General features: G+C 69.5%; 21 protein-coding genes. 7 read left to right on the top strand and 14 right to left on the bottom strand.

Features of this window, described 5'->3' with window-relative positions; all coding sequences use genetic code 11:
• Nucleotides 1-41: 41 nt before the first annotated feature.
• Complete coding sequence (locus ACFFGY_RS05740; RefSeq protein ID WP_377043471.1) at nt 42-1,796, bottom strand: hydantoinase B/oxoprolinase family protein; 1,755 nt, start codon at nt 1,794-1,796, stop codon at nt 42-44.
• Nucleotides 1,793-3,829, bottom strand: a complete 2,037-nt coding sequence (locus ACFFGY_RS05745) for a hydantoinase/oxoprolinase family protein (protein ID WP_377043472.1) — start codon at nt 3,827-3,829, stop codon at nt 1,793-1,795. Before ACFFGY_RS05745 ends, ACFFGY_RS05740 begins: the two co-directional genes overlap by 4 nt.
• A 149-nt stretch (nt 3,830-3,978) precedes the next feature.
• On the opposite strand from ACFFGY_RS05745, the gene ACFFGY_RS05750 reads away from it, so the two are divergent.
• The 5 genes from ACFFGY_RS05750 (at nt 3,979) to ACFFGY_RS05770 (ending at nt 8,666) form a co-directional block, all read left to right on the top strand.
• The gene (locus ACFFGY_RS05750; protein ID WP_377043473.1) at nt 3,979-4,902 is read left to right on the top strand and encodes a LysR substrate-binding domain-containing protein; all 924 of its coding nucleotides are present in this window, start codon (nt 3,979-3,981) and stop codon (nt 4,900-4,902) included.
• Nucleotides 4,903-5,056: 154 nt separating this feature from the next.
• Nucleotides 5,057-6,190 carry an NAD(P)/FAD-dependent oxidoreductase gene (locus ACFFGY_RS05755; protein ID WP_377043474.1) on the top strand — a complete coding sequence of 378 codons (1,134 nt, stop codon included), beginning with the start codon at nt 5,057-5,059 and terminating at the stop codon, nt 6,188-6,190.
• The gene (locus ACFFGY_RS05760) at nt 6,171-6,470 is read left to right on the top strand and encodes a (2Fe-2S)-binding protein (RefSeq protein ID WP_377043475.1); all 300 of its coding nucleotides are present in this window, start codon (nt 6,171-6,173) and stop codon (nt 6,468-6,470) included. The genes ACFFGY_RS05755 and ACFFGY_RS05760 overlap by 20 nt, the downstream gene beginning before the upstream one ends.
• The gene (locus tag ACFFGY_RS05765; protein ID WP_377043476.1) at nt 6,467-7,903 is read left to right on the top strand and encodes an FAD/NAD(P)-dependent oxidoreductase; all 1,437 of its coding nucleotides are present in this window, start codon (nt 6,467-6,469) and stop codon (nt 7,901-7,903) included. Before ACFFGY_RS05760 ends, ACFFGY_RS05765 begins: the two co-directional genes overlap by 4 nt.
• A 202-nt stretch (nt 7,904-8,105) precedes the next feature.
• Nucleotides 8,106-8,666 (top strand): carboxymuconolactone decarboxylase family protein, encoded by a 561-nt coding sequence (locus ACFFGY_RS05770; protein ID WP_377043477.1) that lies wholly within the window; start codon nt 8,106-8,108, stop codon nt 8,664-8,666.
• 300 nt (nt 8,667-8,966) lie between these two features.
• Here the strand turns inward: ACFFGY_RS05770 and ACFFGY_RS05775 are convergent, their stop codons facing one another.
• The 12 genes from ACFFGY_RS05775 to ACFFGY_RS05830 all read right to left on the bottom strand — a co-directional run bounded on the left by ACFFGY_RS05775 (nt 8,967) and on the right by ACFFGY_RS05830 (nt 22,608).
• Nucleotides 8,967-9,950, bottom strand: a complete 984-nt coding sequence (locus ACFFGY_RS05775; protein ID WP_377043478.1) for a VOC family protein — start codon at nt 9,948-9,950, stop codon at nt 8,967-8,969.
• A 22-nt stretch (nt 9,951-9,972) separates the two neighbouring features.
• Nucleotides 9,973-11,103 (bottom strand): LLM class flavin-dependent oxidoreductase, encoded by a 1,131-nt coding sequence (locus tag ACFFGY_RS05780; protein WP_377043479.1) that lies wholly within the window; start codon nt 11,101-11,103, stop codon nt 9,973-9,975.
• A 37-nt stretch (nt 11,104-11,140) separates the two neighbouring features.
• A complete protein-coding gene (locus ACFFGY_RS05785) occupies nt 11,141-11,908 on the bottom strand; it encodes an alpha/beta fold hydrolase (RefSeq protein WP_377043480.1) in 768 nt (255 codons plus the stop codon).
• Nucleotides 11,909-12,149: 241 nt separating this feature from the next.
• Nucleotides 12,150-13,073 carry a LysR family transcriptional regulator gene (locus ACFFGY_RS05790; protein ID WP_377043481.1) on the bottom strand — a complete coding sequence of 308 codons (924 nt, stop codon included), beginning with the start codon at nt 13,071-13,073 and terminating at the stop codon, nt 12,150-12,152.
• Nucleotides 13,074-13,341: 268 nt separating this feature from the next.
• Nucleotides 13,342-14,505 (bottom strand): ABC transporter substrate-binding protein, encoded by a 1,164-nt coding sequence (locus tag ACFFGY_RS05795; protein ID WP_377043482.1) that lies wholly within the window; start codon nt 14,503-14,505, stop codon nt 13,342-13,344.
• Nucleotides 14,506-14,652: 147 nt separating this feature from the next.
• Nucleotides 14,653-15,774 carry an ABC transporter ATP-binding protein gene (locus ACFFGY_RS05800; RefSeq protein ID WP_377043483.1) on the bottom strand — a complete coding sequence of 374 codons (1,122 nt, stop codon included), beginning with the start codon at nt 15,772-15,774 and terminating at the stop codon, nt 14,653-14,655.
• A gap of 57 nt (nt 15,775-15,831) precedes the next feature.
• Complete coding sequence (locus ACFFGY_RS05805; RefSeq protein WP_377043484.1) at nt 15,832-17,589, bottom strand: ABC transporter permease; 1,758 nt, start codon at nt 17,587-17,589, stop codon at nt 15,832-15,834.
• Between the two features lie 409 nt (nt 17,590-17,998).
• Nucleotides 17,999-18,745 carry an ABC transporter permease gene (locus tag ACFFGY_RS05810; RefSeq protein ID WP_377043485.1) on the bottom strand — a complete coding sequence of 249 codons (747 nt, stop codon included), beginning with the start codon at nt 18,743-18,745 and terminating at the stop codon, nt 17,999-18,001.
• Nucleotides 18,742-19,491, bottom strand: coding sequence for an ABC transporter permease (locus ACFFGY_RS05815; protein WP_377043486.1), 750 nt, complete (start codon nt 19,489-19,491; stop codon nt 18,742-18,744). The genes ACFFGY_RS05810 and ACFFGY_RS05815 overlap by 4 nt, the downstream gene beginning before the upstream one ends.
• Nucleotides 19,488-20,282, bottom strand: a complete 795-nt coding sequence (locus ACFFGY_RS05820) for an ABC transporter ATP-binding protein (RefSeq protein WP_377043487.1) — start codon at nt 20,280-20,282, stop codon at nt 19,488-19,490. The genes ACFFGY_RS05815 and ACFFGY_RS05820 overlap by 4 nt, the downstream gene beginning before the upstream one ends.
• A complete protein-coding gene (locus ACFFGY_RS05825) occupies nt 20,282-21,685 on the bottom strand; it encodes an amidohydrolase family protein (protein WP_377043488.1) in 1,404 nt (467 codons plus the stop codon). Before ACFFGY_RS05825 ends, ACFFGY_RS05820 begins: the two co-directional genes overlap by 1 nt.
• A gap of 2 nt (nt 21,686-21,687) precedes the next feature.
• On the bottom strand, nt 21,688-22,608 hold the full coding sequence (locus ACFFGY_RS05830; RefSeq protein ID WP_377043489.1) for an ABC transporter substrate-binding protein: 921 nt from the start codon (nt 22,606-22,608) through the stop codon (nt 21,688-21,690).
• A gap of 522 nt (nt 22,609-23,130) precedes the next feature.
• Here ACFFGY_RS05830 and ACFFGY_RS05835 point away from each other — a divergent pair.
• On the top strand, nt 23,131-24,525 hold the full coding sequence (locus tag ACFFGY_RS05835) for a M20/M25/M40 family metallo-hydrolase (protein ID WP_377043490.1): 1,395 nt from the start codon (nt 23,131-23,133) through the stop codon (nt 24,523-24,525).
• A gap of 301 nt (nt 24,526-24,826) precedes the next feature.
• Nucleotides 24,827-25,990, top strand: a complete 1,164-nt coding sequence (locus ACFFGY_RS05840; RefSeq protein WP_377043491.1) for a sensor histidine kinase — start codon at nt 24,827-24,829, stop codon at nt 25,988-25,990.

Consider the following 25,990-nt stretch of genomic DNA (forward strand, 5'->3'; position numbering starts at 1 on the left):
CTTCCCGAAAAGATGTGCGGACCGGCCGCGGAGGCGACCGCTCAGCCGATCCGGCCCAGCAGCGCCTCGCCGTAATCGCGCCCGGCCTCGGCGCGGGTGAGCTTCCCATCGGCCAGGTCGCGGGCGAGCGCCTCGGGATCACGCTCGGCAGGAACGCCGAGGCCGCCACCGCCCGGGGTTTCGAGGCGCACGCTCTCGCCGGCCATCAGCACGAGGTTGGAGGCCTTGGAGGACAGCTCCTCTTCCCGCGCGGTGCCCGGATTGCGCAGGAGGCGCGCCGTGCCGCCGGGCAGGCCGCCGAACAGGCCGGGCGCGCCCGCCTTGTGCCCATCCGAGCGCGTGGAAAAGACGATGCCGTCGCGGGTGGCGCGGATCTGCCGCGCGATGCCCAGGCCGCCGCGGTGCTTGCCGGCACCGCCCGAGCCCTCCACCAGCGCGTACTCGTCCACGAGCAGGGCGTACTCGTTCTCCAGCGCCTCGGCCGGCAGGTTGGAGGTGTTGGTGACGTGGACGTGGACGCCGTCCATGCCGTCGCCGGCCCAGCGCGCGCCGGTGCCGCCGCCCATGCTTTCCAGGTACACGAAGGTGCCGTCCCCCCGCCGGCGCTCGCCGGAAAAGATGATCACCGGCACGCTGTCGAGGCTGGCCGCCATGGCGCGCTCGCGCGGCAGCAGCTCGGCAAAGGCGGCGAACAGCGCGCGCGCGACCTTGTTGCAGGTGATGGAGCGCGCACCCGTCGCGGCCGGGAAGCGCGGGTTGACGATGCTGCCCTCAGGCGCGCGGATCTCGATGCACTCGGCCATGCCCTGGTTCGGCAGCAGCCCCGGGTCGAGCAGCGTCTTCACCGCGTAGTACACGGTGGCGCGCAGCGCGCTCTCGGCCACGTTCATGGCGCCGCGCGTCTGCGGGGCGGAGCCGGCGAAGTCCACCACGAGGCGCTCACCCTCCACCGTCACGGTGGCGCGGATGGCCACCGCCTCACCGCCCAGCCCGTCGTCGTCGAGGAAGGCCGTCGCGGAGGCCGCGCCGTCGGCCATGTCGCGCACGCGGTTGCGCAGGCGGCGCGCGGTGTAGCTGAGCAGGTCGTCGATCGCACCCGTGACGGCGGGCAGCCCCATCTGCCGCACCAAGCCCTGCATCAGCCGGCCGCCGCGCTCGTTGGAGGCCACCTGGACCTTGAGGTCGAGCGCGCGCTCCTCCGGCTCGCGCGAGTTCTGGGCCACGAGGTTCAGCAGGTCCTCGTCCAGCTCGCCCGCGCGCACCAGCCGGATCACCGGCAGGCGCAGCCCTTCCTCGAAGATCGAGCGCGCCGTGCCGGAAATGGATCCCGGCGTCGGTCCGCCCACGTCGGAATGGTGCCCGACATTGGCGGCCAGGAAGCGGGCCGCGCCGTCCACGAAGACCGGCGTGACCACCGCGATGTCGGGCGTGTGCGTGCCACCCGCGAGGAACGGGTCGTTGCACATGAAGGCGTCGCCCTCGCGCATCCGCTCGATCGGGCAATGGGCCAGCACCGCGCGCACGCTGCCCATCAGCGAGCCCAGGTGCAGCGGGATGTGCGAGGCCTGGGCGATCAGCCGGCCGTCGGCGGCGAAGAGGCCGACCGAGCAGTCCTTGCGCTCCTTGATGTTGGTGGAGAAGGAGGAGCGGATCAGCGTGTTGCCCATGTCCTCCGTGATCGAGAGGAGTCGGTTGCTGAACACCTCCATCGCGATCGGATCGCTCAGTCCGGTGATAACCGGCGCGGGATCGGCCGGACCGGAGGCAGGCGCGGCGGTGGTGGCGTGGTTGCTCATGCCGCGATCTCCACGACGAGGTTGCCGGCGGGATCCACCGAAACGTGCTGCCCGGGTTCCACCACGGTGGTGGAGCTCATCTCGTCGATGATGGCCGGACCCGCGAGGCGAAGCCCGACCGGCAGCGTCGCGCGGTCGAACACGGGCGTGTCGACCCAGCCGTTTTCGAAGTGCACCGCGCGCCGCGTCCGTGGCTCCGGTCTGCCCGTGGCGGCATCGGTGAAGCGCGCCCGCGGGCGCTCCACCCGACCCACGGCCTTGAGGCGGCAGTTCACCACCTCCACCGCGCGGTCGGCGACGTCGTAGCCGTACTCGCGGCGATGCGCCTCGGCGAAGCCGGCCAGGAAGGCCGCGTAGGGCAGGGTGCCCGTTTCGGGGAAGGGAACCTGCACCTCGTGGTTCTGGCCCTTGTAGCGGGCTTCCACGACGCGCTCGAAGGCGCGGCGCTCCGGTGCGACGTGACCCTCCGCGAGCCAGGCGTCGCCCTGCGCCTCCATCGCCGTGAAGCGCGCCAGGATCCCGGGCCAGGATGCTTCCTCGGCCTCCACGATCTCGGAGCGCACGAGGTCCAGGCTGATGTCCGACATCAGGATGCCGCGCGCGCACATGGTGCCGGGCTCCTGCGGCACCAGCACGCGGCGGATGCCGCACTCCGCCGCCACCGCGCCCGCGTGCAGCGGGCCGGCGCCGCCGTAGGGAAACAGCGCGAACTGCGCGAGGTCGTGCCCCTTCTCGGTGGACACGGCGCGGATGGCGCGGCTCATGTTGGCGACCGCAATGCGGATGATGCCCAGCGCCGCCTGCTCGACGCTCAGGCCCAGCGGGCGGGCGATGCGCGCCTCGATCGCCGCGCGCGCCGCGGCGGCGTCCACCGCCATGCGGCCACCCAGCAGCGTTTCGGGATCGAGGCGGTGCAGCACGATGTTGGCGTCGGTCAGCGTCGGCTCCCGCCCGCCGCGCCCGTAGGCGACGGGGCCGGGATCGGCTCCCGCGCTGCGCGGCCCGACCTTGAGCGCGCCGGCATCGTCGATGGCGGCGATCGAGCCGCCACCCGCCCCGATCACGTGCACGTCCATCATCGGCGTGCGGACGGGATAGTCCGCCACGAGGCGCGAGGTGGCGAAGGCGGGCCGTCCGTTCTCGATCAGCGACACATCGGTGCTGGTGCCGCCGACGTCGTAGGTGACCACGTTGGGGAAGCCCGCGGCGACGGCGACCTCGGCCGCGCCCACCACGCCGGCGGCGGGACCCGACAGGCAGGTGCGCACGGGAAAGGCACGCACCGTTTCCACCGACATCAGCCCGCCGTTGGAATGGATGGTGTAGGGCCGCCCCGGCACGCCCAGCGAGGCCAAGCGATCAAGGAAGCGGTCCAGGTAGCGGGCCATGCGAGGACCCACGTAGGCGTTGATGGCGGTGGTGGAGAAGCGCTCGAACTCGCGGAACTCGGGCAGCACCTCGGAGGAGGTGGACACGAAGACGCCCGGCAGGGCCGCGCGAACGATCTCCGCCGCCCGGCGCTCATGATCGTCGCGCAGGTAGCTGTGCAGGAAGCAGATCGCCACCGCCTGCACCTCCGCCGCGCGCAGCTGCGCGGCGGCCTCGGCCACCGCCGCCTCGTCCAGCGGCGCCAGCTCCTCGCCCGCCGCGTCGATGCGCCCTTCCACTTCGAGGCGCAGGGCGCGCGGGGCGAGCGGCGCCGGGTTGGTGACGGTGTAGTCGTAAAGGTGCGGCCGGGTCTGGCGGCCGATCTCCAGCACGTCGCGGAAGCCCCGCGTGGTGATCACCCCGGTGCGCACGCCGCGGCGCTCGATCACCATGTTGGTGGCGACCGTGGTGCCGTGGCCGACGAAGGAGATCCCCTCGGCCGGTATCGCGAACTCGCGCGTCAGCGCGGCGAGGCCGTTCTCGATCGCCTCGGACGGGTCGGCGGGGGTCGAGGGCACCTTGAAGTAGCGCAGCGCGCCGGTGCTCTCGTCGTGCACGGTGAAGTCGGTGAAGGTGCCGCCCACGTCGAAGCCGATCCGATACATCCCCATCCTTTCGCGGCGATTCCCGGTCACGAGGCCGCCCCTGGCGCGGCGACTACGATCCCCGGAGGCGGAGCGTGGCAGTGGCGCGGCCCCGTACGCCAATGCAAAGATTGCGCCAGACTATCCGGAAACCTTATGGATGGGGGGAGATGCCTCGATCCCTGAGCCAACGCGGCCTGCAGGCCTTCCAGCTGACCGTGCTGACCGGCAGCGTGTCCGCCGCCGCCGACACGCTGGCCCGCTCGCAGCCCGCCGTGAGCCGCCTGCTGAAGGAGCTGGAGGAGGAAATCGGCTTCCGGCTGTTTGACCGGGTCAAGGGACGCCTGCAGCCGACCGGCGCGGGCAAGCTGCTCTTCGCCGAGGTGCAGCGCTCCTTTATCGGCCTCGACCGCATCGCCTCCATCGCGGGCGAAATCCGCCAGGGCCGGCGCGGCACCTTGTCCTTGGGTGCCATGCCGGCCGCCGCCACGCTGCTGCCCAGGGTGCTGCGGGAATTCACCCTGGCGCGGCCCGGCACGGCGGTCGCCTTCCACACCGTGCCGTCGGAGGCCGTGGTGCAGATGCTGCTCACCCAGGGCTGCGAGCTGGGCTTCATCAGCCCGGCCATCCCCACGCCGGGCCTGCGGACGGAGCGTCGCTACAGCATTCCCTGCGCCTGCATCCTGCCGCCCGGCCACCCCCTGGCGGAGCGGGAGGGCATCGGGCCGGACGACCTGCGGGGCGAGGCGCTGGTGGCGCTGTCGGCCGCCACCAGCATCGGCAGCCAGTTCGCCACGATCCTGGAGCAGCACGGCGTGGACAAGCTGACGCAGGTGGAAACCCACCTGTCCTACATCGTGTCCGACCTGGTGATGGCGGGGCTGGGCATCGGCGTGGTGGACGCGATCACCGCCGCGGCGCACGTGAGCAAGGGCGGCGCCGCCCGGCCCTTCGCGCCGCGCATCAGCTTCGAGGTCAGGGTGGTGCACGCCGCCGAAACCGAGGTGTCGGCCAACCTGCTGGTGATGCTGGGACTTTGCGACCGGGTCTTCTGCGCGCTGCCCGGGGTGATGGCACTGGCGGACGACTCATAAGGATTGCGGATAGGCGGCCGCGAAGAACCGATTTGACCCACCGCCGCCGGCGACGGAGCCTCGGCCGCATGCAGCAGCGATCGACGCGCCCGCGATGCGGGGGCGGCAGGGAACAGGCGCGCCGCCGGGGGCGGACGTCCACGGGGCAGGGGACATGAGCACGGGTTTCGACGCCGCCGTGCTGGGCGGCGGCCTGGTCGGCACCGCGGTGGGGCTGGGCCTGGCCGGTGCCGGGCTCCGCACCGCGATCCTGGACGAAGGCGACATCGCCCACCGGGCGAGCCGCGGCAACTTCGCCCTGGTCTGGGTGCAGAGCAAGGGGCTGGGGATGCCCCGCTATTCCTCCTGGACGCGCCACTCCGCGGCGCTGTGGAAGGACTACGCGGCGACGCTGCAGGCGGAAACCGGCATCGACACCGGCCTCGACCAGCGCGGCGGCTTCACGCTGCTGCTGTCGGAGGCGGAGCTGGAGCGCCGCGCGGCCTTCATGCAGCGGTTGCAGGCGCAGGACGGCTTCGAAACCTATCCTTACGAGATCTGGAACCGCGCGCAGGTGCGCCAGGTGTTTCCCGAGATCGGCCCCGAGGTGGCCGGGGCCAGCTTCACCACGCTGGACGGCCACGTGAACTCGCTGCGGCTGTTCCGGGCGCAGCACGCCGCCTTCGCGCGGCGCGGCGGCACCTACCTGCCGGACCACGCGGCGGAGGCGATCACGCCGCTGCCCGGCGGCGGCTTTCGCATCGAGAGCGCGGGGCGGGTGATCGAGGCCGCGCGCGTGGTGCTGGCGGCGGGCATCGGCAACGCGCGGCTGGCGCCGATGGTGGGGCTCGACGCGCCGGTGCGGCCGCAGCGGGGGCAGGCGATCGTGACCGAGAAGTCCGCGCCCTTCCTGCCCTACCCGATCGTGACGCTGCGCCAGACCGACGAGGGCGGCATCATGATGGGCGACAGTCAGGAGGAGGCCGGCACCGACACGGGCACGGGGCTGGGCGTGCTGGGCACCATCGCCGACCGCGCGACCCGCATGTTCCCGCGGATCGGTACGCTCAACGTCGTGCGGACCTGGTCGGCGCTGCGCGTGATGACGGCCGATGGCTTCCCGATCTACCAGCAGTCCGACACGGCACCCGGGGCCTTCCTGTGCACCTGCCACAGCGGCGTGACGCTGGCCGCCGCCCACGCGCTGACCGTGGCACCCATGATCATGGCAGGGCAGCTCGATGCAAGCCTCGATGCCTTTCATCCCCGGCGTTTCCCACGGAGGTCGCATGTTCCGTCGGCAGCCTGACGCCGCGGCGCGACGCAGCGTGGAATTCCTGCTCGACGGGCAACCCGTTCTGGGCGCGGAGGGCGACAGCGTGGCCGCCGCCCTGCTGGCGCTGGGACGCGACAGCTGTCGCGAAACCGCCGTGTCCGGCGCGCCGCGCGGGCCCTACTGCATGATGGGGGTGTGCTTCGACTGCCTCGTGACGATCGACGGGGTCGGTAACCGCCAGGGCTGTCTCGTGCGGCTGCGCGACGGCATGGCGGTGGAAACGCAGCATGGCCGCCGCGAGGTCGGGCGATGACGGTGATCGAAACGCTGGCGGCGCTGCGCCCGGACTACGACTGCGTGGTGGTGGGCGCCGGCCCCGCCGGCATGGCGGCCGCCGCGGAGGCCGCCGGGCACGGCCTTTCGACCCTGCTGGTGGACGAGGCGGCGACGCCGGGCGGCCAGATCTACCGCGCCATCACCGAAACACCGCTGACCGACCGCGCGGTGCTGGGCGCCGACTACTGGAGGGGCGCCGCGCTGGTGGAGGCCTTCCGCCGCGGCGGCGCGGACTACCTCGCGGGCGCCAGCGTCTGGCACCTGGACGCGCAACTGAACCTGGCGCTCTCGCTGGGCGGCCGTTCCGCGACGCTGCGGGCGCGGCAGGTCATCCTGGCCACCGGCGCGGTGGAGCGTCCCTTCCCGGTCAAGGGCTGGACCCTGCCCGGGGTGATGAGCGTGGGCGCGGCGCAGACGCTGCTGAAATCCTCCGGCCTCCTTGCCGAGGGACGCGTGGTGATCGCGGGAACCGGACCGCTCCTGTGGCTGCTGGCCAGCCAGTACGTCGCGGCGGGCCGGCCGCCCTCGCTGATCCTCGACACCACGCCCGCGGCGAACTGGCGCGCGGCGGCCTCGAGACTGCCGGGCTTCCTCGCCTCCCTCTATTTCCGCAAAGGGCTGCGGCTGATGGCGCGGGTGCGCCGCGCCGTGCCCGTGGTGTCCGGGGTGACCGCGATCGAGATCGAGGGCGAGGCCGACCACGCCAGCGCCGTGCTCTACCGCAGGGGCGGGCGAACCCACCGCGTCGCGGCGGACCACGTGCTGCTGCACCAGGGCGTGACACCCAACGTCAACCTGGCCGGCGCCGTCGGCTGCGCGCTGCGCTGGGACGAGGCGCAGGCCTGTTTCGTGCCGGACACCGACGGCTGGGGCCGCTCCAGCCTGCCCGGCATCACGGTCGCCGGTGACGGCGCCGGGATCGGCGGTGCCGAGACCGCGGCGCTGCGCGGGCGCCTCGCGGGGCTTGCCGCCGCGGCGGCGCTGGACCGGATCGACGCGGCCAGGCGGGACGGGATGGCGGCGCCGGTGCGCGCCGATCTCGCGCGGGCCGGCCGCGGGCGCGCCTTCCTGGACCATCTTTACCGCCCGGCCGGGCACTTCCGGCGCGCGCACGACGAGGCGCTCGCCTGTCGCTGCGAGGAGGTGACCGGCCAGCAGCTGCGCGACACCGCGGCGCTGGGCGTGCCGGGGCCGAACCAGATGAAGGCGCTGCTCCGCTGCGGCATGGGGCCCTGCCAGGGGCGCCTGTGCGGCTTGACCGTGGTGGAAACCATCGCGGCGGCGCGCGGCGTGTCGCCGGCCGAGGTCGGCTACTATCACCTGCGTAGCCCGGTGAAGCCGGTGACCGTGGCCGAGTTCGCGGCCATGCCGGCGAGCGAGGCGGAACGGAAGGCGGTGGTGCGCGGCTGAGGTTCGCCGCGGCGACGGCCTCGCTGTTCCACCTCCTCTCCGAGGCGCCGAGGCTCGGGAATTCGTTTTGTGCCTCGGTGCGGCATGGATATGTTCGATCCGCCAATCCAAGTCGCGTCGAATTCGCCGCCGATGCGAAAACAGCAGCACGGATCGCACGAACGCCGATCTTCTGCCTGCAGATGCTGGAAGGAACTGCACCATGCGCGTGAGGAATCTTGATCCGCACGAGATGAGTTCCGTTCAGGCCAGAGTTGCAGCAGCGGCAGCCGCCGGCAAGCGCGGCCTGGTACCGGCGCCGCTACGTGCCTGGCTCCATAGTCCCGAGATGGGTGACCGTGCCCAGCGCCTCGGCGAGTTCCTGCGCTACGACACGTCGCTCAGCCCGTACCTGTCGGAGCTGGCAATCCTGGTCACGGCACGCGTTTGGACCTCGCACTACGAGTGGTTCGTCCACAAGCGTGAGGGTCTGAAGGCCGGCATCGAGCCCGATGTCGTCGCCGCCATCGCGGCAGGTGAGGTACCGGACCTTGCCGACCCGACGGCGCGGATCGTCTACGATTACGCGACGATGCTCCATAGGGACCACGTCATCACGGCCGAGTTGCACGCGGCTGCGCAGTCTGCCCTCGGCGAGCAGGGCGTCGTCGAACTCGTCGGACTGCTCGGGTACTACACGCTCGTTGCCATGACGCTGAACGCTTTCGAGATCGTCTTGCCGGAAGGCGAGATATCAGATCTCGCGCCGCGAACCTCAGGCTGATCGGCCTTCGCTGAGCCGCCGCGCAAACTGTGAGATGTTCCGGCGCGAAGCTGACCCGGTATGCGAGGCATCGCGGCCGCTGAAGGCTGCCTGAGCCCGGCGGGATCACGACGCCGGGGGCAGGGCCATGGTTTCGGTTGCGGCGGGCCGCCCGACGCGTTCGGGAAGGGGGTTGAAGATCATTGCCCCCAAGGTCACAGGCACTGCCGAAGCCATCATGGCTGGCCCTGACGGGACCCGGACCGTGGCCCCCGCCCATCTTGCCCCACAGTGTTCCGGGGGGGGGACCAGATAGGGCGACTACACCTGCGGCAGCCAGCGTGCGGCAGGAGCCTCGCCCGCGTCCACGCCGGCGAAACTGCTGGCTTCCTCGCGCCAGCGTTGCGGCGGCAGGGCGCCCCAGGGGATCAGCGCCTGGCCCTGGTTGGAGTCCCAGGTGTTCGCACGCTCCTCCGCATCCATGTACTGCATGGGCGGCAGGCCGAGCTCGATCCGGTGGCCGTCCGGGTCCCGCAGGTAGGCGAAGACGCCGTTGGGCGGACCGTGGCGGCCGATGCCGTGCTCGACGTTACGACCCAGGCCGAAGCTCGCCGCGACGTCGCAGGCTCGCAGCAGTGCCGCCAGGTCCGACACGATGTAGCAGAAATGATGCAGCCGTGGGCCGCCGCCCTGAGCAAGGACGATGTCGTGCGGGTTGTTCTTGCGATGGAGGAAGATGCTGACGATCTGGCCTGTTTCGACACTGGTGGTGAACTTCGAAGGGCGGAAGCCCAGCGCCATGAAGTGGGCGGCGGTCGCATCCACGTCGGGCACGACGCATTGGTAATGGTCGAGGCGCAGCGCGCGGCCGCCCTTCTGCGCGGGATAATCGTTCAGCAGGCGCGGCAGCAGCGGCATGCCGGCACAAAGCTCCACCGGCGGGCTGCGATCGTCGAAGGTGACGCGCAGGGTGCCGTTTTCATAAGGCCGCTCGACGCGCCGGGCGGTGATGCCGGCGCGCGCGAAGTGATCCTCGGCCAGGGCGAGCTCCTCAGCATCCGTGACGCGCATGCCCACGGCGTCGCAGGCCGGCGGAGCGTCGTCCTGCCGCAGCACCAGGCTGTGGTGGCACGCTTCCTCGATGCCACGCAGGTAAAGCGTGCCACCCTCCTGCGCCGAAACCACGAGGCCCAGGATTTCGGTGTAGAAGCGCCGGCTGGCATCGAGGTCGCGTACCGTGAGGTAGACGTGGCTCGCGCGGGTGATGTTGAAGGGCGGCTTGCGGACCACTTCGGGGATCGCCATGGCTCGTGTCCTTTCCCGTGGCTCAGGCGGTGGCGGCGAGGGGTGCCGCGGTGGCGCCGCGGCCGATCGCCGCGTTGACGCGGGGCATCACCTCCTCGGCCATGAGCTGCATGGAGCGGCGGCCAAGCTGCGGGTCCACCCAGTCCATGCCGGCATAAACCAGTTCGCCGAAATCGCCGATCTCCTCGCGCATGCGGAGGATCTCGTCCACCACGCGATTGATGGAGCCCGAGATCATCAACCTGTCCAGGACGTAGTCGTCGGTCACCGCGTCGTCGTCCATGTTCGGATGCTCCTTGAACACCGCGAGGCGGCCGGAGATCGCGAACTTGGAGCGTATCTGGCGATGGTAGAAGCGGTAAGGACTGTTCGCATCGCCGCCGCCGTAGCGATCGGCCGTGCGGTCATCGTCGGCCACGAAGATCGACCGCGCGACGCGCCAGTCCGAAGGGTCGGCAGCAAGGCCCACGGACGCCTTGCCCTGCGCGTAGCCGGACCAATGCGTCCTGGCCCATTTCGGCAGGAGGAAGTTGGCCGAGAGCGGATGAAAGTCGCGCGCGCCCATCGCGATGACGCCTTTCGAGAAGGGGGCGACCACGGTTCCCACGATCTCGGGCCGAGGCTGCTGAAAGGGCTTGGGCAGCACGCCCACGCCCAGGTGCAGCTGCCCGCTCCGGGCGGTGGAAACCTTGAAGCGATTGTTGGGCAGGTCGATGTCGTAGGGCGGATCACGCTCCCAGATCTGCAGGATGACGTCGATCGCTTCGGCGAAGATCCGGTTGCGGTCCTCGTCCAGGATACCCAGAACCTCGGCATCGGTCTTCAGCGCCCCGGGGCTGATTCCCAGGATGAAGCGCCCATCCGCCAGGTGATCGAACATCGCCGCCTGCGCCGCCACGATGGCGGGATGGATCTGCGAAAGGTTCGTGGTGCCGGTGGCGAGCCGGATCTGCCTGGTGTCGGAAATCAGCGTGGCCAGGAACAGCAGGCTGTTGGTGATGGCCTCGACCCTGTCGGTCAGGTGCTCGCCGATAAAGGCGTCGTGAAAGCCGAGACGGTCGGCCAGGATCACGGCCTCACGATCCTCCCGCAGCGTGTCGCGCCAGGGTCGCTCGGCCGGGTGCATCGGCATGGCGAAGTAGCCCAATCTCATCACGCAGCCTCCAACACAGAAATTCCGGTGCGAAGCGTCATGACGCGTGTCCCGTCTGCCGCTCGATCAGGGCGCAGAACTCGTCGGGTGCGTCGACCATGGGGAAGTGACCGGAGCCACGCATCACCTCGACACGCGGCGCGCGCATGGGACCGATGAAGGCCTCCATGTTGCCGATGGTAGGGCCACGATCGCCGAAGACGACCACCGATCCCTCGGGCACCCGGGCAAGGTCAGACGCGGCGTCGTACTCCCGCAGGGCCCACATCACGTCGACCATGGTTTTCGCGCCTGCCTTGCTGCGGTCGATGTTCCAGCGAAGCAGGAATTCCTCCGACACCTCGCGCAGGCGGGGCGCGACGGCATCGCGCGTCTGGATCGGCAAGGCGAAGTTGGCTTCGATGCGTGGCCACTGCTTCTGCCACTCCGCTTCCGATCTGTAGGGACATTCCACGATGAACAGCTTGTCGAGCCGGTCGGCGTGATGCGCCCCCATCCGCACGCAGATCGCCCCGCCGATGGAAACGCCGAGCACGGAGGCCCGGCGCAGCCCCAGTGCATCCATGAAGGCGATCGCGGCATCGGTGTAGTCGGCAACGGAGACGTGTCGCGTGATAGGGTCGGAATCCCCCTGGCCAGGCATATCCCAGGCGAAAACCTCGAAGCGGCTCGAAAGCCGCTCCGTCACCGCTTCGAAGTCGTAGGCCGAGCCGCCGTTGCTGTGCAGCAGCAGCAGCGGTGAGCCGGAGCCTCCGTGATGGAAGTGGATGCGGCCGTGGGGCGTGGAGATGAAGCGTTCCTGCATGGTTGCCGGTGTGCCCGATCCTCTTGAACACCCCGGAGCCTAGCAGCGGCCCCCCGTGCCATCAGCCTGAGTGCGGAGAAGAGCGTTTTTCCGTTTGCTCAATAGTGCCGCCGCTCTGCCGGATGGCCTGGGGCTGGAAGATGGAACGCGACAAATTCTTCCGGGTCCAGGCTGCGCAGCAGCAAGGTTGGCAAACAGCTGATACCGAGCTTGCCAGGTGTCCGGACCTGCCGCCTGCCTTTCAGGCGCCCGCGGCGAGCACCGGCAGAGGGGTGTCCTGTTCAGATCGTGTGCGGGTGATCTCGCTCAGGAACTGGATCAACGAGGTCGTCTTCTTGGGCAGGTAGCGCTTGGCCGGGTAGAGCACCGAGACCGGCAGGCCAGGTCGCTGGTAGTCGGCCAGCACCGGCACGAGGCGCCCTCGCTCCAATTCTTTGCGGAACAGCCACCAGGTCGATTGTGCGACGCCCAGGCCCGCAACCGCCGCCTCCAGCACCGCATCGCCGTTGTGCAGCGTCACGGCGCCGCGCACCTGAACCACGGTGTCGCCGCCGTCCGCCGTCCGGAACTTCCACTCGTCGCCGAAATTGCCGATGATGCAGTCGTGCTCGATGAGGTCGAGCGGCGTGTGCGGCACGCCGTGTTCCTCAAGATAGCGCGGCGCGGCTACCGTGACCTCAGGCCCTCGGTGAAGGATGCGGCGGATCAACCTGCTGTCGTCAAGGTCACGTGCCAGAACAGCCAGGTCGAAGCCTTCGCGTATCAGGTCCACCGGGCCGTCGCTGAAATGCACGTCGAGATCGATGGCCGGAAAGCGCCGGCGGAATTCCGGCAATTCGGGCACGAAGGTCACGCGTCCGAAGGAGTAGGGCATGATGACGCGCACGCGCCCCTTCGGGACGGCATTGCGGTCCCGCATCGCCTCCTCGGCCGTGTCGAGGGCGGCCAGGATCTCACTGCAACGCTCGTAGAACTCCTGGCCAATATCGGTCAGCGCGATGCTGCGCGTGGTTCGGTTGAAAAGCTGCACGCCCAGTTCGCACTCCAGCGCCGCCACGTTCTTGGTGACGGCAGAAGGCGACATATCAAGCTTGTTGGCCGCGACCGTGAAACCGCCGCGCTCGGCGACCGTGGTGAAAATCAGCATGGCCTGGAACTTGTTCACGGCTGAACTTTTCCTCTTGCCTCCCGGTTTTCGATCCGGGTTCAGGCAGAACATAGCCTGTCACCGGCTCCATTCCGGGGGAAGCCGGGAAGTTCCGTGCCGCCGCGAAAGAGCGGCGCCCCAAGACGGAGTGGCGCAGGACCGGTCAGTTCCGTAGCGACTTCCCGAGAACACCGGTGGTGCCTGATCGTGAAGCAGGCTCACGATCGGCTCTAGGACGAATTCCCCGTCACCCCCTATCGCCGCCCACTCCGTCCTGATCAGCTCATCAGGGATTGAAAATGCTGATCCACTCCTGCTTCGCCTTGTCCAGGTCGGCGGCGGAGACGCTCTTCCAATCGATGGGGATGACCTTCACTTGGTCGATCGGTGGCGCGTATTCCGGATAGGGGCTGGCGAAGCCGTCGCGGCCGGAACTCAGGATCTCGCGCTTCGCGATGATGGATTGTCCCTCCTCCGAAAGAACGAAGTTCAGCCACAGCTTCGCAGCGTTGGGATGCGGCGCGGCCTTGAGGATGAACATCTGCTGAGGGATCAGCGGTACGCCCTCCTCCGGGTAGTAGACCTTCAGGTTCACGCCCTTTTGGTTGTACTGCCAGGCGCGGTTGGGCTGGCCCGCGAAGTTGATCAGGTCCTGCCCGCTGATGAGGCGGTCGGTCACCTGCTGCGAACGATTGGCGAAGAAGGGCTTCATCTCCGCGATCTTGCGAAAATACTCCGCCGGCAGGATGCGTCGCATCATGGTGTAGGCGGCCAAGTGAGCGGCGGACTGCGACACGTCGGAATAGCCGAAGCGGCCAGCCGGAACGCTGCCGATCAGGTCCTGCCACGAACGACCGTTGAACTTCAGCGCATCGGCGTTCCACATCGGCGTGAAAATGTAGGCCCCGTTGAAGGCGAAATAGGGACGCAGACCGAGCCCCATGTCGAAGCTGCGCCCGTAATGCGCATATTCCGGCGCATCGTAGGCCAGGAAAGCCCCTTCCTGTGCCTTCTGAAAGCACCAGGAGGGCGTGCCCACGGCCGCCACGTCGATCGTCACGCGGTTGGCGCTGATCTCCTGCTCAACCCGCGTGATCAACGCGAGCGAACCCGCCACGGAGTAGTTCACGCGGAAGCTGCCGGGCAGGCCGTAATGCTTGCGGAAGGCAGCGGCCAGCTCGTCATTGCTGTCGGGCTGGATGATGGTGTCCCAGTAGGTGAGGCTACCCTCCTTCTTTGCGCCCTCGACCAGCGGCTGCAAGGCTTCCCGGCTGACGGGATCGGCGAGGCCCGGGGGTGTCTGCGCGCCGGCACCGCGTCCGACCAGCGGCATGCCGAGCGCCGTGACACCGAGGAACCCGGCCACCTGGCGGCGTGAAATCATGCGTTCCTCCCACATCCTGCGGCCCATCGCTCCGTGGACCGTTTCTCGTTGACGCGAAGGCGACACTGTCGGGACGGCCGCCCCCCTCGCACAGGCAAGTCTAGGCGGGCACATGGGGCTGAAGGCGTGCCGGAGGCGACGATGTCATTTTCCCGATCCTCAACGATCGGGATCATCAGCCGCCAGCATCAGCCGTCAGCATCCTCGGGACGATCAGGCTCCACGCCCGTCCTCGGCCGGGAAGATGAAGACCTCCTCCGGCTTCAATCGCACGGGCACGGTGTCGTTGACCCGGAGGTTTGAAAGCGGCTGCACCGCCCGCAGCTGGTGCTGACCCAGCGTGATCACCAGCTCCTCGCTCAAGCCCTGAAACGAGGTTGCCCGAACGCTGCCGCTGTAGCTGTCCGGCAACTCGCTGCCGGCCGAAGGCGCCGTCACGCGGTCACCCAGGCGGACGTGTTCCCGCCGGATGCCCAGGATGGCGTCGTCGCCCTGCCGCAGCCGTCCCTCGCCCGTGCCGAGACGGCCGCGCACGCGGATGCCCTGCCCGAGGTCGATCTGAGCAAAGGGTGGATCGACACGTTCGATGCGGCCGGGCGCCAGGTTGAGACCGAAGAAGCGTGCGGAGAAGGCGGAACCCGGTGCACCGAAAATGTCGCGTGCGGCGCCGGCCGCCTCGATCCGGCCGCGGTTCATCAGCACCACGGTTTCCGCCAGCCCGAAGGCTTCGGCCTGATCGTGGGTCACGTAGATGGCGGTGAAGCCCAGCTTCTGCTGCAGGAGCTTGAGCTCCACCCGCATGTGCTCGCGCAGCTGGGCGTCGAGGTTGGACAAGGCCTCGTCGAACAAGACGAGCCTGGACCGGTGGACCAGGGCGCGGGCCAGCGCCACGCGCTGCTGCTGTCCGCCGCTCAGCTGCGTGGCGGAACGGCCACCGAACCCCGCGAGGCCCACGACGTCCAGGAGCTCGGCCACCCGGTGGTCGCGCTCCGCCTTCGGCACGCCGCGGATGCGCAGCGGAAAGCCGACGTTCTCGGCCACCGTCATATGGGGCCAGATCGCGTAGGACTGGAACACTACGCCGAGCTCGCGCTTCTCGGGCGCCAGGTTGATGCCGGCCTGGCTGTCGTAAACCACGTGGCCGCCGATGCTGATGAAGCCGGAGTCCGGTGTTTCCAGGCCCGCGATGCAGCGCAGGATGGTGGTCTTGCCGCAGCCGCTCGGTCCCAGGAGGCCCAGCGTATGACCTTCCGCGACCCTGAAACTCACATCCCGCGTCGCTGCATAGGAGCCGTAGGATTTGTTGAGGCCCCGGACTTCGATCACGCCCGTCATGTTTTCCGCCCTTCCGATCCCGCGTCGTGGATGATCTTGAGAAACTCAGGTTCCGCGTCAGCTCTGCGCCATCGAAGCTCGCAGGAGGCGGCTGACGACGAAGGCGGCGAGCAGCAGCACGAGCTGCACCATCGACAGGGCTGCGACGTAGCCGGTGCCGCGCTCGGCCAGCAGCACCAGCGCCACGCTGATGGTCTCGGTTCCTTGTGCGTAGAGCAGGATCGTGGCGCCGAGTTCGCGGATCGTCATCACGAACAGCATCAGCCAGGCAGCGGCGATGGCAGGGCGGAGCAGCGGCAGCATGATCAGCCGCATCGTGGTCCACCAGCCGGCACCGCTCACTCGGGCGCTGTGCTCGAGTTCCGGGTTGATCGCCAGGAACATCGAGGAGATGGCGCGGGTGGCGAAGGGGTAGGAGCGCGCGACATAGGCGATCAGCAGGATGCTCAGCGTGCTGTAGAGCGGCGTGCGCAGGGCGATGATCAGGAAGCCCAGCCCCAGGATGATGCCCGGAATGCCCAGCGGGATCGACACCACCGCTTCCGCCAGCCCGCGCCTGTGGGGCTTGCCGCGGTTCAGGTAGTAGGCCTGCAGCACGCCCACCACGACGGCGGCGCTGGCCGTCAGCACGGCGAGGATGAGGCTGTTGCTGATGGCGTCGCGCGTCAGCGGGTAGCTGAACAGGATGTAGCGGTAGTTCTCCAGTGACAGGAATGAGGGGTTGAGCCGGCCGGTCCAGATGGGCGAAACGCTGACCATCATCAGGGCTACGATCGGCAGAGCCACGGCGCAGAGAACGTAGAAGAGTTCAGCCGCCATGGCGAAAGCCCTGGGCACTCCGCGTAGGTGGATGAGACGCGGCTTGTAGCCCTTGCCCGACACGATCTCGTAGCGGTGCCGCGCGAGGTAGGCGCGCTGTGCCAGCGTCAGGATCAGCGTCACCGCCATGATGATGACGCCGTAGCTGGCCGCGGCGCCGAAGTCGGCAGGGTACTGGACGGCAGCGTAGATCTCGGTGGGCACGGTACGGATGCGGACCGGCGACGCCAGGGCCAGCGGCACGTCAAACAGGCCCGCGCTGGTGACGAAGACGATCACGGCACCCGCCAGCAGGGCCGGCATCACCAGGGGCAGCGTGATGTGACGTAACGTGCTGAGCAGCGAAGCACCGTGCACGCGGGCGCTGTCCTCGAGCGATCCGTCCATCTGCCCCATCGGGCCACTGACGAAGAGGTAGATGTAGGGCGTGTAGAACAGCGACAGCACCCAGATGACCCCGCCGCGGCCGTAGATGTCGAGGAAGTCCAGCGAAATACCGAACCAGTCCCGCGCCGTGGTCTGAACCAGCCCGCTGTGCGGAGCCAGCAGGTACATCCAGCTGAGCGCACCGACGTAGGGCGACAGGAAAAAGGGCACGACGTTGAGCGTTTCGAACCAGGAGCGCCCGGGCAGATCGGTGCGCAGGGTGATCCAGGCCAGACCCAGTCCGAAGACGCAGCTGAGCAGCGTCGCAGCAACGCCGCACAGGAGGGTGTTGCCGACGGCCGAGAAGAAGCGGGGGCTGGTCAGCAAGGCCGCGAAATTCGCGAGCGTGAGATGGAACAGCGGCCCGTCCCACAGGACCAGGCTCTGTACCAGGGTGGCCAGGAAAGGACCGATGCTCAGGGCGCAGCCGATGAGCACCCCGGCCGCCGGCAGCAGCGTCTGCCAGTTCCAGCCGAGCGAGAGCAAACGGCGCGGTGCCTCAGACGGGAAGGGCCGGTACTTCGGCAGGCGACCGTCCAGTTCTCCCTCGAAGCTCATCATCTCCCCCATGCATTTTCTTGCTTGCCCCGTTCCGGGATGAGTGATGCCGAGGCTACAGCCTGGAGCGGTGGGGGGAGACCACCGGCAGGGAAAAACAATTTTGCACAAAAGGGACGGGATCGCGCCCTGCGGCAGGGCGGTGGCGGGTCACAGGGCCGGTCCGGCCGGGCCGGCCCAGACCGCGACCTCCTGGCCGGCGCCGCGCCGATCGGTCCTGGCGCGGTGTATCAGCAGGCGCAGCCCGCGGCCCGGCGGCACGGCAACATTTCCCCGGAGCAGCCCCACCTCTCGCTCTGCCGCCCCGGAGCCCGGCGGCAGCGCCCTCAGCGCACCGTAAGGCAACGTGCCGGACGTGGCCTCAAGCCTTGCACCCTCGCGACCTCGAAGTCGGGCCGAGGCACCGCTCGGGGCCTATCGCCTAGCGCCAGCTATCCCGTACCCGCTTCTCGAAACGGGAGGCCGTCAGGAAGGCCACCACCGACACCAAGGTCGCAATGGCGCTGGCGCCCAGCGCCTTTTCCATGTCGAAGTCGCTCCGCGCGGCAGCGAAGAGGTAGCCCAGCCCGCTCGTGCCCATCAGGAACTCCGCCACCATGGCGGCGAGGATGCTGTTGGCGGCAGCCAGCCGCAGCGCCACCGACCAGTCCGGGACCGCTGCCGGCAGGGCCAGTAGCCAGAGCCGGCGGCGTGTGGGGGCACCCAGCACGCGGAAAAGGTCCTCACTGCCCGCGGGCAATGCACGCAGCCCCGTGGTCGTGAAGACGAAGGCCGGGAAGAAGCAGATGATCACGACGATCACCAGCACCGTCCGCACGTCGTAGCCGAAGATGCGCGCGAGGACCGGGATCAAGGCCACCACGGGCACCGAGGCGAACACGATGCCGAGCGGCGTCAGGAGCCCCGCCAGGAAGCGCGAAAGCCAGGTCAGGATCGCGAGGCCGGTTCCCAGTGCCACCCCGAGAACCATTCCGACGAGCGCCAGCAGCACCGTCTGTGCCGCGTTGGCGGCGTAGAGCCAGGGGTCGGCGGCAAGGCTCCTCAGCATCGCCGCGGGGCTCGGGAGCACGATGCTGTTCACGCCGCTCAAACCCACCCAGACCTGCCAGCACAGCAGGATCGCGAGGATACCCCAGGAGGCTCGCAGGGCCCGCAGCACGTTGCTCATCGCAGTCGCGCCACGACGCCGCGATGCAATGCGCCGAAGAGCCCGAAGAGGCTGAGGGACACCACTACCGCCAGCAGCACCGCACTCCACAGGAGGGGGATCTGGAAGTTCTGCATCGCATTGATCACGAGCACACCGAGGCCACGCGGCGCGCCGAACCATTCCCCGATGATGACGCCGATCAGCGCCCCGGGCGCGGCCAGGCGCAGTCCGCTGACGATGGTGGGCAGCGCCATCGGCAGGTCCAGCCGCAGAAGGCGCGTCCAGCGCCCGCCGCCGAGCACCTGCACGAGGTCGCGCAGCGCGGGTGGCGTGACGGCCAGCCCCGAGGCGGCGGAAACATAAAGGATGAAGAAGGTGTTCAGCGCCGCCAGCGTCGCCGGGGTTCCCTCGCGTCCCACCACCAGGATCAGCAGCGGTGCCAGCGCCACGGACGGGATGGCATGGATAAAGGCATTGGTGCGGTCCAACCCCGCATGCAGCATCGGCAGCAGATGCGTCACCACGGCCGCCAGCAGGCCGATCACCCCACCGATCGCGTAGCCGGTGCCGAGCGAGGAGAGCGTCGCCCCCAGAGCGCGCGCAAAAAGCGGCTGGCGGTTCGGATCGGCCAGCATGGCGAGCACGGTTGAGAGCGGCGGCCAGCTCAGGCCCAGCCAGCGCTCCTGCCCCACCACCTCCCAGGCCGCGAGGAAGGCGAGGGTCCCCAGCGCCCCCAGCAGCCAGCCACGCCGCGTCTCGCTCATGCCAGCCTCGCGACGTTCAGCCCTGCGGTGGGAACGAGCGCATCCGTCAGGTCATCCGCCATCTGGTGGAACAGTTCGGTGCGCATGATGGAAGGATCGCGCGGCCGTTCGAAGGGCACTTCCACGACGCGCGCAACGCGCCCGGGGCGGCCGCTGAGAACGATGATGCGGTCCGACAGGAACAGCGCTTCCCCGACATCGTGCGTCACCAGCAGAGTGGTGGTGCGCTGCTCGGTCCAGATGCGCTGCAACTCGATGTTCATGCCGCGCCGCGTCACCGCATCCAGCGCGCCGAAGGGCTCGTCCAGCAGCAGCACGTCGGGCTTCAGCACCAGGGCGCGGGCGATGGCCACGCGCTGGCGCATCCCGCCCGAGAGCTGGCGCGGACGGGCTTTCTCGAAGCCGGACAGGCCCACGAGCCGGATCAGCGAGGCAACGCGCGCGGCATCCACCCGCATCCCGGCGACCTTGAAGGGCAGGGCGATGTTGGCGGCCACGTCCAGCCAGGGCAGCAGCGCGTGGTCCTGAAAGGCGACGCCGAGGCGGTGACGGCGGGAAAGCTCGGCCGGCGGGCGGCCCTCCACCGTCACCCGTCCGGCACTCGGCTCCTCCAACGCGGCCACGAGGCGCAGGATGGTGCTCTTGCCGCAGCCGCTGGGCCCGAGCAGCGTCACGAACTCCCCCTCCGCCAGGGATAGGGAAACGTCGTCGAGCGCGGTGAACTGTCGCCCGTCGTCCAGTCGGAAGTTCTTGGTGACGCCCTCGACGGCAATAGCCGGTTGCGACCCCATCAGGACGTCACGGCAGCATCGAAGCGCGCCATGATCTCCGGCCGGCGCTGCTTCAGCCGGGCGCGGATCTCCTCCAGGTCCACCGTCAGCAGGCGGCGGTCCTTCACCACCAGCGCACCATCGACGATGACGTCCTGCACGTCGCGTCCCACGATGCAGGAGGACGCCAGGAAGAGCGGGTCCTCCGCCCCCATCTGGTCGGGGTCGGTGGTCTGCACGAGGATGAGGTCGGCGCGCTTGCCGACTTCCAGGCTGCCGATCTCGTCGCCCAGGCCCAGCGAGCGCGCTCCGCCGCGGGTCGCGATCTTCAGCAGTTCCTCGGCGCTCATCGGCACGCGCTGGTGGTAGGGATGGCCGATCTGCGCCGCCTGGCCGACGCGTGCCGCATGGGCCACCTGGAAGATGTCCATCGTGTTCGCGCCGGCCGCGCCATCCGTGCCCATCCCGATCGGCACGCCGCGCCGCCACATGTCCTGCAGCCGCGGAACGCCGATGCCGTAGTTGCCCCATGCGCAGTGACAGGCCGAGAGCTTGTGCTCGACGTAAAGGTCCACCTCTTCGGCCGAAAGGGTGACGGAGTGGGCGCAATGCAGGTGGGAACCGAGCACGCCCAGGCTGTCGAGGTACTCCGTCGGGCGGCGGCCGAAGTTCTCCAGCGCGTAGTCCACCTCGTAGGTGCCCTCGCCGAGATGGGTGTGGATCTTCACCCCCTCGGCCTTGGCGGCGTCGGAAAGCGCGCTGATCAGCTCGGGCGTGCAGACGATGATCTGGCGCATCGACATCCAGGCCTGCACGCGGCGGCCGTCGCCCTTCCATCGGCGCACGAGGGCAAGGTTGCGATCGAAGGCCTGTTCCGTCGACATCAGCATGGAGCCCGGCACGGTGCGCCCGGCGAAGGCCGTGTTCTGGTCCACCGTGGAAAGCGCGACGTAGCCGCGGATGCCGATCTCCTCCGCCGCGCGGGCCATCTCGTCGGGATGCGGGCCACCGGCTTCGGCGAAGCAGGTCGTGCCGCACAGCAGCATGTTGGCGTAGGTGACCAGGCCGCTGAGGTGGACGTCCTCCGGCTCCAGCAGCCCCTCGAAGGGGATGTAGTAGTTCTTCCAGGGCGGGTTGCGCAGCGGCCCCTTGCGGCTGAGCTCGGAAAGCTTGCCGCGCAGGAGCTGCTGGGCCGTGTGCACGTGCCCGTCGATCAGGCCCGGCATCGCGATGCGCCCGCGGCCGTCGATCACGGTGCTGGCCCGGATCTCCCCGGCCATGGCGTTCGGGCCGATCCAGGCGAGGCGGCCGCCGGCCACCGCGACGGCCCCGTCGCGCAGCACCGTGCCCGCATCATCCATGGTCACGACGTCGCAGCCGCGGACAAGGATGTCCACGGTGCCGGCAGGTCGTTCGGTGGTCATGCTCACAGCCCCTGATGCGCCTCGGCGACGATGGAGAAGTCGGCGACACGGTCGATGTCCGGCAGGTTGGTGCGCCCCGTGGCCCGGGCGGCGTCATACATGGTGCCGCGCATCAGGTCACGGTCGAGCGAGAGCAGCGGCTTGTTCGGCTCGTCATAGTGCGTGAGCGGGATCTGCAGGACGTTCTGCCGGGCCTGCTGCTTGGGGTCGAGGCCGAAATCCACGCCGTAGCGTTCCACCGCGAGCTTCGGCGCCAGGGTCGGGTCGCGCTCGTTCTCGGTCATTCCCTGGATCAGCCCGCGAACGAAGCCGACCGCGAGCGGCCGGCTGCGCTCCAGATAAGCGCGCGGCGCGGCGAGCACGGCGCCGTAGGAGCGGAAGCCGAGATCGTCGAAGCTCGTGAAGAAGAAGTCCTTGTTCAGCGTCATCCCCATGTTCTCGAGCGTGATGACCTGATTGGTGCTGAAGGCCGTGTAGCCATCGCCCTGGCCACTCAGCAGCGGCTCGGGCGAGAAGCCGGCGGGCACCTGCGTCCAGCGCGGCGGCAGCTTGGCAATGGCGAGCGTCGCATCAATTGCCGTCTTTTCCGGCGCACCCTGGGCGAGGATGCGGGCATCGACGAGGTCGGCCGGCGTGCGGATCGGCCGCTTGGGAAGGGAGATGATGCCGAGCGGGTTCTTCGCGAAGACCGCGGCGATCATGACGAAGTCGTTGCCCCGCCCAACCGCGTCCAGGAAGGGGAACCAGCTCGTGTAGCCAAGATCGGCGCGTCCGGCGGCGAGCACGACCGGGGCGGCGGGGGCATTGGGGCCGCCCGGGGCCCAGTCGAGGTCCACCCCGTTCTTCAGGAACAGGCCCTTGTCCAGCGCTACCCACTCACCGGCGTACTGGACGTTAGGGATCCAGCCCAGCTGCAGCCTCACCTTCGTCGCCGTCTGGGCGCTGGCGCTCCGAACCAGTCCAGGGACGGCCAATCCGGCCAGAGCGAGGCCGGATAGGAATTGGCGGCGGTGAGGAAGCATATCACGGACCCTGGAGTTCTATGAGGTTCGACCCCTTCTCTCCGAGAAGCGGCCTGAGCGGGGGCGCGAGGGATGATGCGCCCTCGAACCCTACGGCAAACCCTACAGCAAAAATCAGACCGCGCTCACCGGCCCGACGGGTGGTAATGGCCGTTCGGAGATCCGGCACGCTGGCTGGGCCTGGCGGCCTCGATCGGCAGGGTGCTGAACCCAGTGGCAAGAGGTTCTTTGCCGCCCTTCGAACACCCGAGGAGGCGTGGATCGCGCCCGTCGAGGGGCACGCCGGCCGTTCAATGAGCAGTCTGAATGGCGGCCAGGTGCACGCGCGGGCCAGCGATGGTGAAACCCCGGCCCGACCGGCACCCGGATTGGACAGCCGGCCGCACCCGCCGCATCCTCGGTGCCGTGATCAGGAGGTCGGGTATGGCTAGTCGTGAAGCTGCGCTGGAGCGTGCGTACCGGAGCTTCGACGAGGGTTTCCGGGAGCGCCTCGCCGCGCTGGTGGCGATCCCGTCGACCTCGCAGGACGAGGGGCACCTCGATGACTGCCGCCGCTACCTGGCCGACGCCTTGCAGCCCTGGCTGAAAGGGATGGGCTTCACGGTGGCGGTCCACCCCAACCCGGAACCCGGCTTCGGCCCGATCCTCACCGGCGCGCGCATCGAGGACCCGTCGCGTCCCACGGTGCTGCTCTACGGCCACGGCGACACGGTGCGCGGCCTGGACGACCAGTGGTCCGAAGGGCTCAAGCCCTGGACGCTGACGGAGCGCGACGGGCGCTGGTACGGGCGCGGCACGGTGGACAACAAGGGCCAGCACGCCCTCAACCTCGCGGCGCTGGAAGCGGTGCTGGCCGAGCGCGGCGGCCGCCTCGGCTTCAACATCAAGGTACTCATCGAGACCTGCGAGGAGCGCGGCTCGGCCGGCCTGCGCCGGTTCGTGTTCGACCATGCCGATGAACTGGCGGCCGACGTGCTGATCGCCTCGGACGGCCCGCGCGTGGAGCCCGAGCTTCCCACCGTCGCCACCGGCACGCGCGGCACCTGGCACTTCGACCTCACGGTGCCGCTGCGCCAGGGCGGGGTGCACAGCGGCCACTGGGGTGGCCTGACGCCCGACCCGGCGGTGATCCTGAGCCACGCGCTGGCCTCGATCTGCGACCGCCGCGGCAAGATCCTGGTGCGCGGCTGGCTGGCCGGCGACACCGTGCCGCCCGCGATCCGCGAGGTCCTGCGCGGCTGCCCCGTGGGCGGCGCCGGCGAGGCCGCCACGATCGACGAGAACTGGGGCGAGCCCGGCCTCACCTCGGCCGAGAAGATCTATGGCTGGAACAGCTTCATCGTGCTGGCGATGATCTCCGGCCGCCCGGAGAACCCGGTCAACGCCGTGGCCCCCGACGCCCGCGCCACCTGCCAGATCCGCTACACCGTGGACACCGATCCCTCGACCTTCGAGGCGGTGCTGCGCCGCCACCTCGATGAGCACGGCTTCCCCGAGGTCCGGATCGAGAAGGCCGGCCTGCGCATGCCCGCCAGCCGCACCAGCCCGGACCACCCCTGGGTGCAATGGGCGGTGCGCAGCATCGGCTCGGCGCTGGACAAGCGCGTGCAGGTCATCCCCAACACCTCCGGCGGCCTGCCGGGCGACGTGTTCGTGGACGCGCTGGGCGTGCCGCTGGTCTGGGTGCCGCACTCCTACAACGGCTGCAAGCAGCACGGCCCGGACGAGCACGCCATTCCCGCCACGCTGCGCGAGGGCATCGGCGCCTTCGCCGCGATGTACTGGGACCTGGGCGAGGCGGGCACGCCCAACCGCTGAGCCGCACGGCCGGCCGCGGTGGAAACGCCGCGGCTCTCCTCCGCGGCGAGGGCGCGTCTCGCGACGGCTGCCGCCGCGTGGCGCGCACCGGGGGTCTGCCCGTGCCGGGAGGGAGCGGCAAGGGGGGACCAGGGCAGAATGTGACATTATCGGAACATTCCGTGTGTCAAAACTGCAACGACGGTACATACCCCGGTTGCACCGGGGCGGTTTCCTGCCACCCGTCCATGAAATGATATAGCCGGCCCGCAACGGTGGCGGCAGGAATGGCGCAGCGATCACCACCGGATGGAGCTGGCGCATGTCACCGCATGGGGGCGATGATCATGACCCGCCGGCCAGCAAGGCGCCCTTCGCGGCGCGCCCCCGCTTTGCCAGCGACGACGACGGCCAGCGCCCGCTTCTCCCGGGCGACCTCGGCCTTCCCGACGACGAGGCGACGGGCTGGCGCCTGCGGGAGCTGGAGGCCGAGAACCGGACTCTGCGGGCCGAGGTCGAACAGCTCCGTCATCTGTTGAACAGCGCCACGGACTACGCCGTGATCACTATGAACCTGGGCGGGCGGATCACCGGCTGGAACGCCGGCGCCCGCGTCATCCTGGACTACGCCGAGGCTGAGATCCTCGGCCGTTCCGGCGAGGTGTTCTTTCCCCCGCAGGAGCGTGCCGACGGCGTCTTCGTGGGCGAGCTCTGCCGCGCCATGGAGGAAGGGCGTGCCGTCAACGAACGCTGGCACCTCCGCCGCGACGGCAGCCGCTTCTGGGCCAGCGGCTCGATGATGCCGCTGCGCGACGGCGACGGGCGGGTGAAGGGCTTCCTCAACGTGTTTCGCGACAACACCGCCGCCCAGGCCGAGGCGGAGCGCCGGGCGCTGCTGCTGGCCGAGATGGGCCACCGCGTGAAGAACACCCTGGCCACGGTGCAGGCGGTCGCGGCGCAGACGCTGCGCCAGTCCGGCGTGCCGGCCGAGGTGCAGCAGGCCTTCAGCGCCCGGCTGCTCGCCCTGGCCCGCTCGCACGAGCTGCTGACCCGCGGCGACGGGGAGGGCGCCCGGCTGGCCGAGGTGGTGGAGCGCGCGCTGCTACCCTACGGCGGCAGCGATCGCGCGGCGCTGAGCGGCCCGTCGGTGCGGCTGCCGGCGAACGCGGTGGAGATGTTCGGGCTGGCCTTCCACGAGCTCGCGACCAACGCCGCCAAGTACGGCGCGCTGTCGGTGCCGGAAGGCCGCGTCGAGGTCCGCTGGAGCCTGCGCGAGGCGCGGAGCGGCGGCTGGCTCGTGGACGTGACCTGGCGCGAGCACGACGGGCCCGCGGTGGCGCCGCCGCAGCGCCAGGGCTTTGGGTCGCGACTGCTGGAACACGGCCTGGTGCGCGACCTCGGCGGCACGGTGAAGCTCGACTTCCGCCCCGAGGGGCTGGAATGCAGCATCTGCCTGCCGGTCGCGGCGGAAGTGGACGGGACCTAG

The sequence above is a fragment of the Roseomonas elaeocarpi genome (genome assembly GCF_042433915.1).
Classification (GTDB): domain Bacteria; phylum Pseudomonadota; class Alphaproteobacteria; order Acetobacterales; family Acetobacteraceae; genus Roseomonas; species Roseomonas elaeocarpi.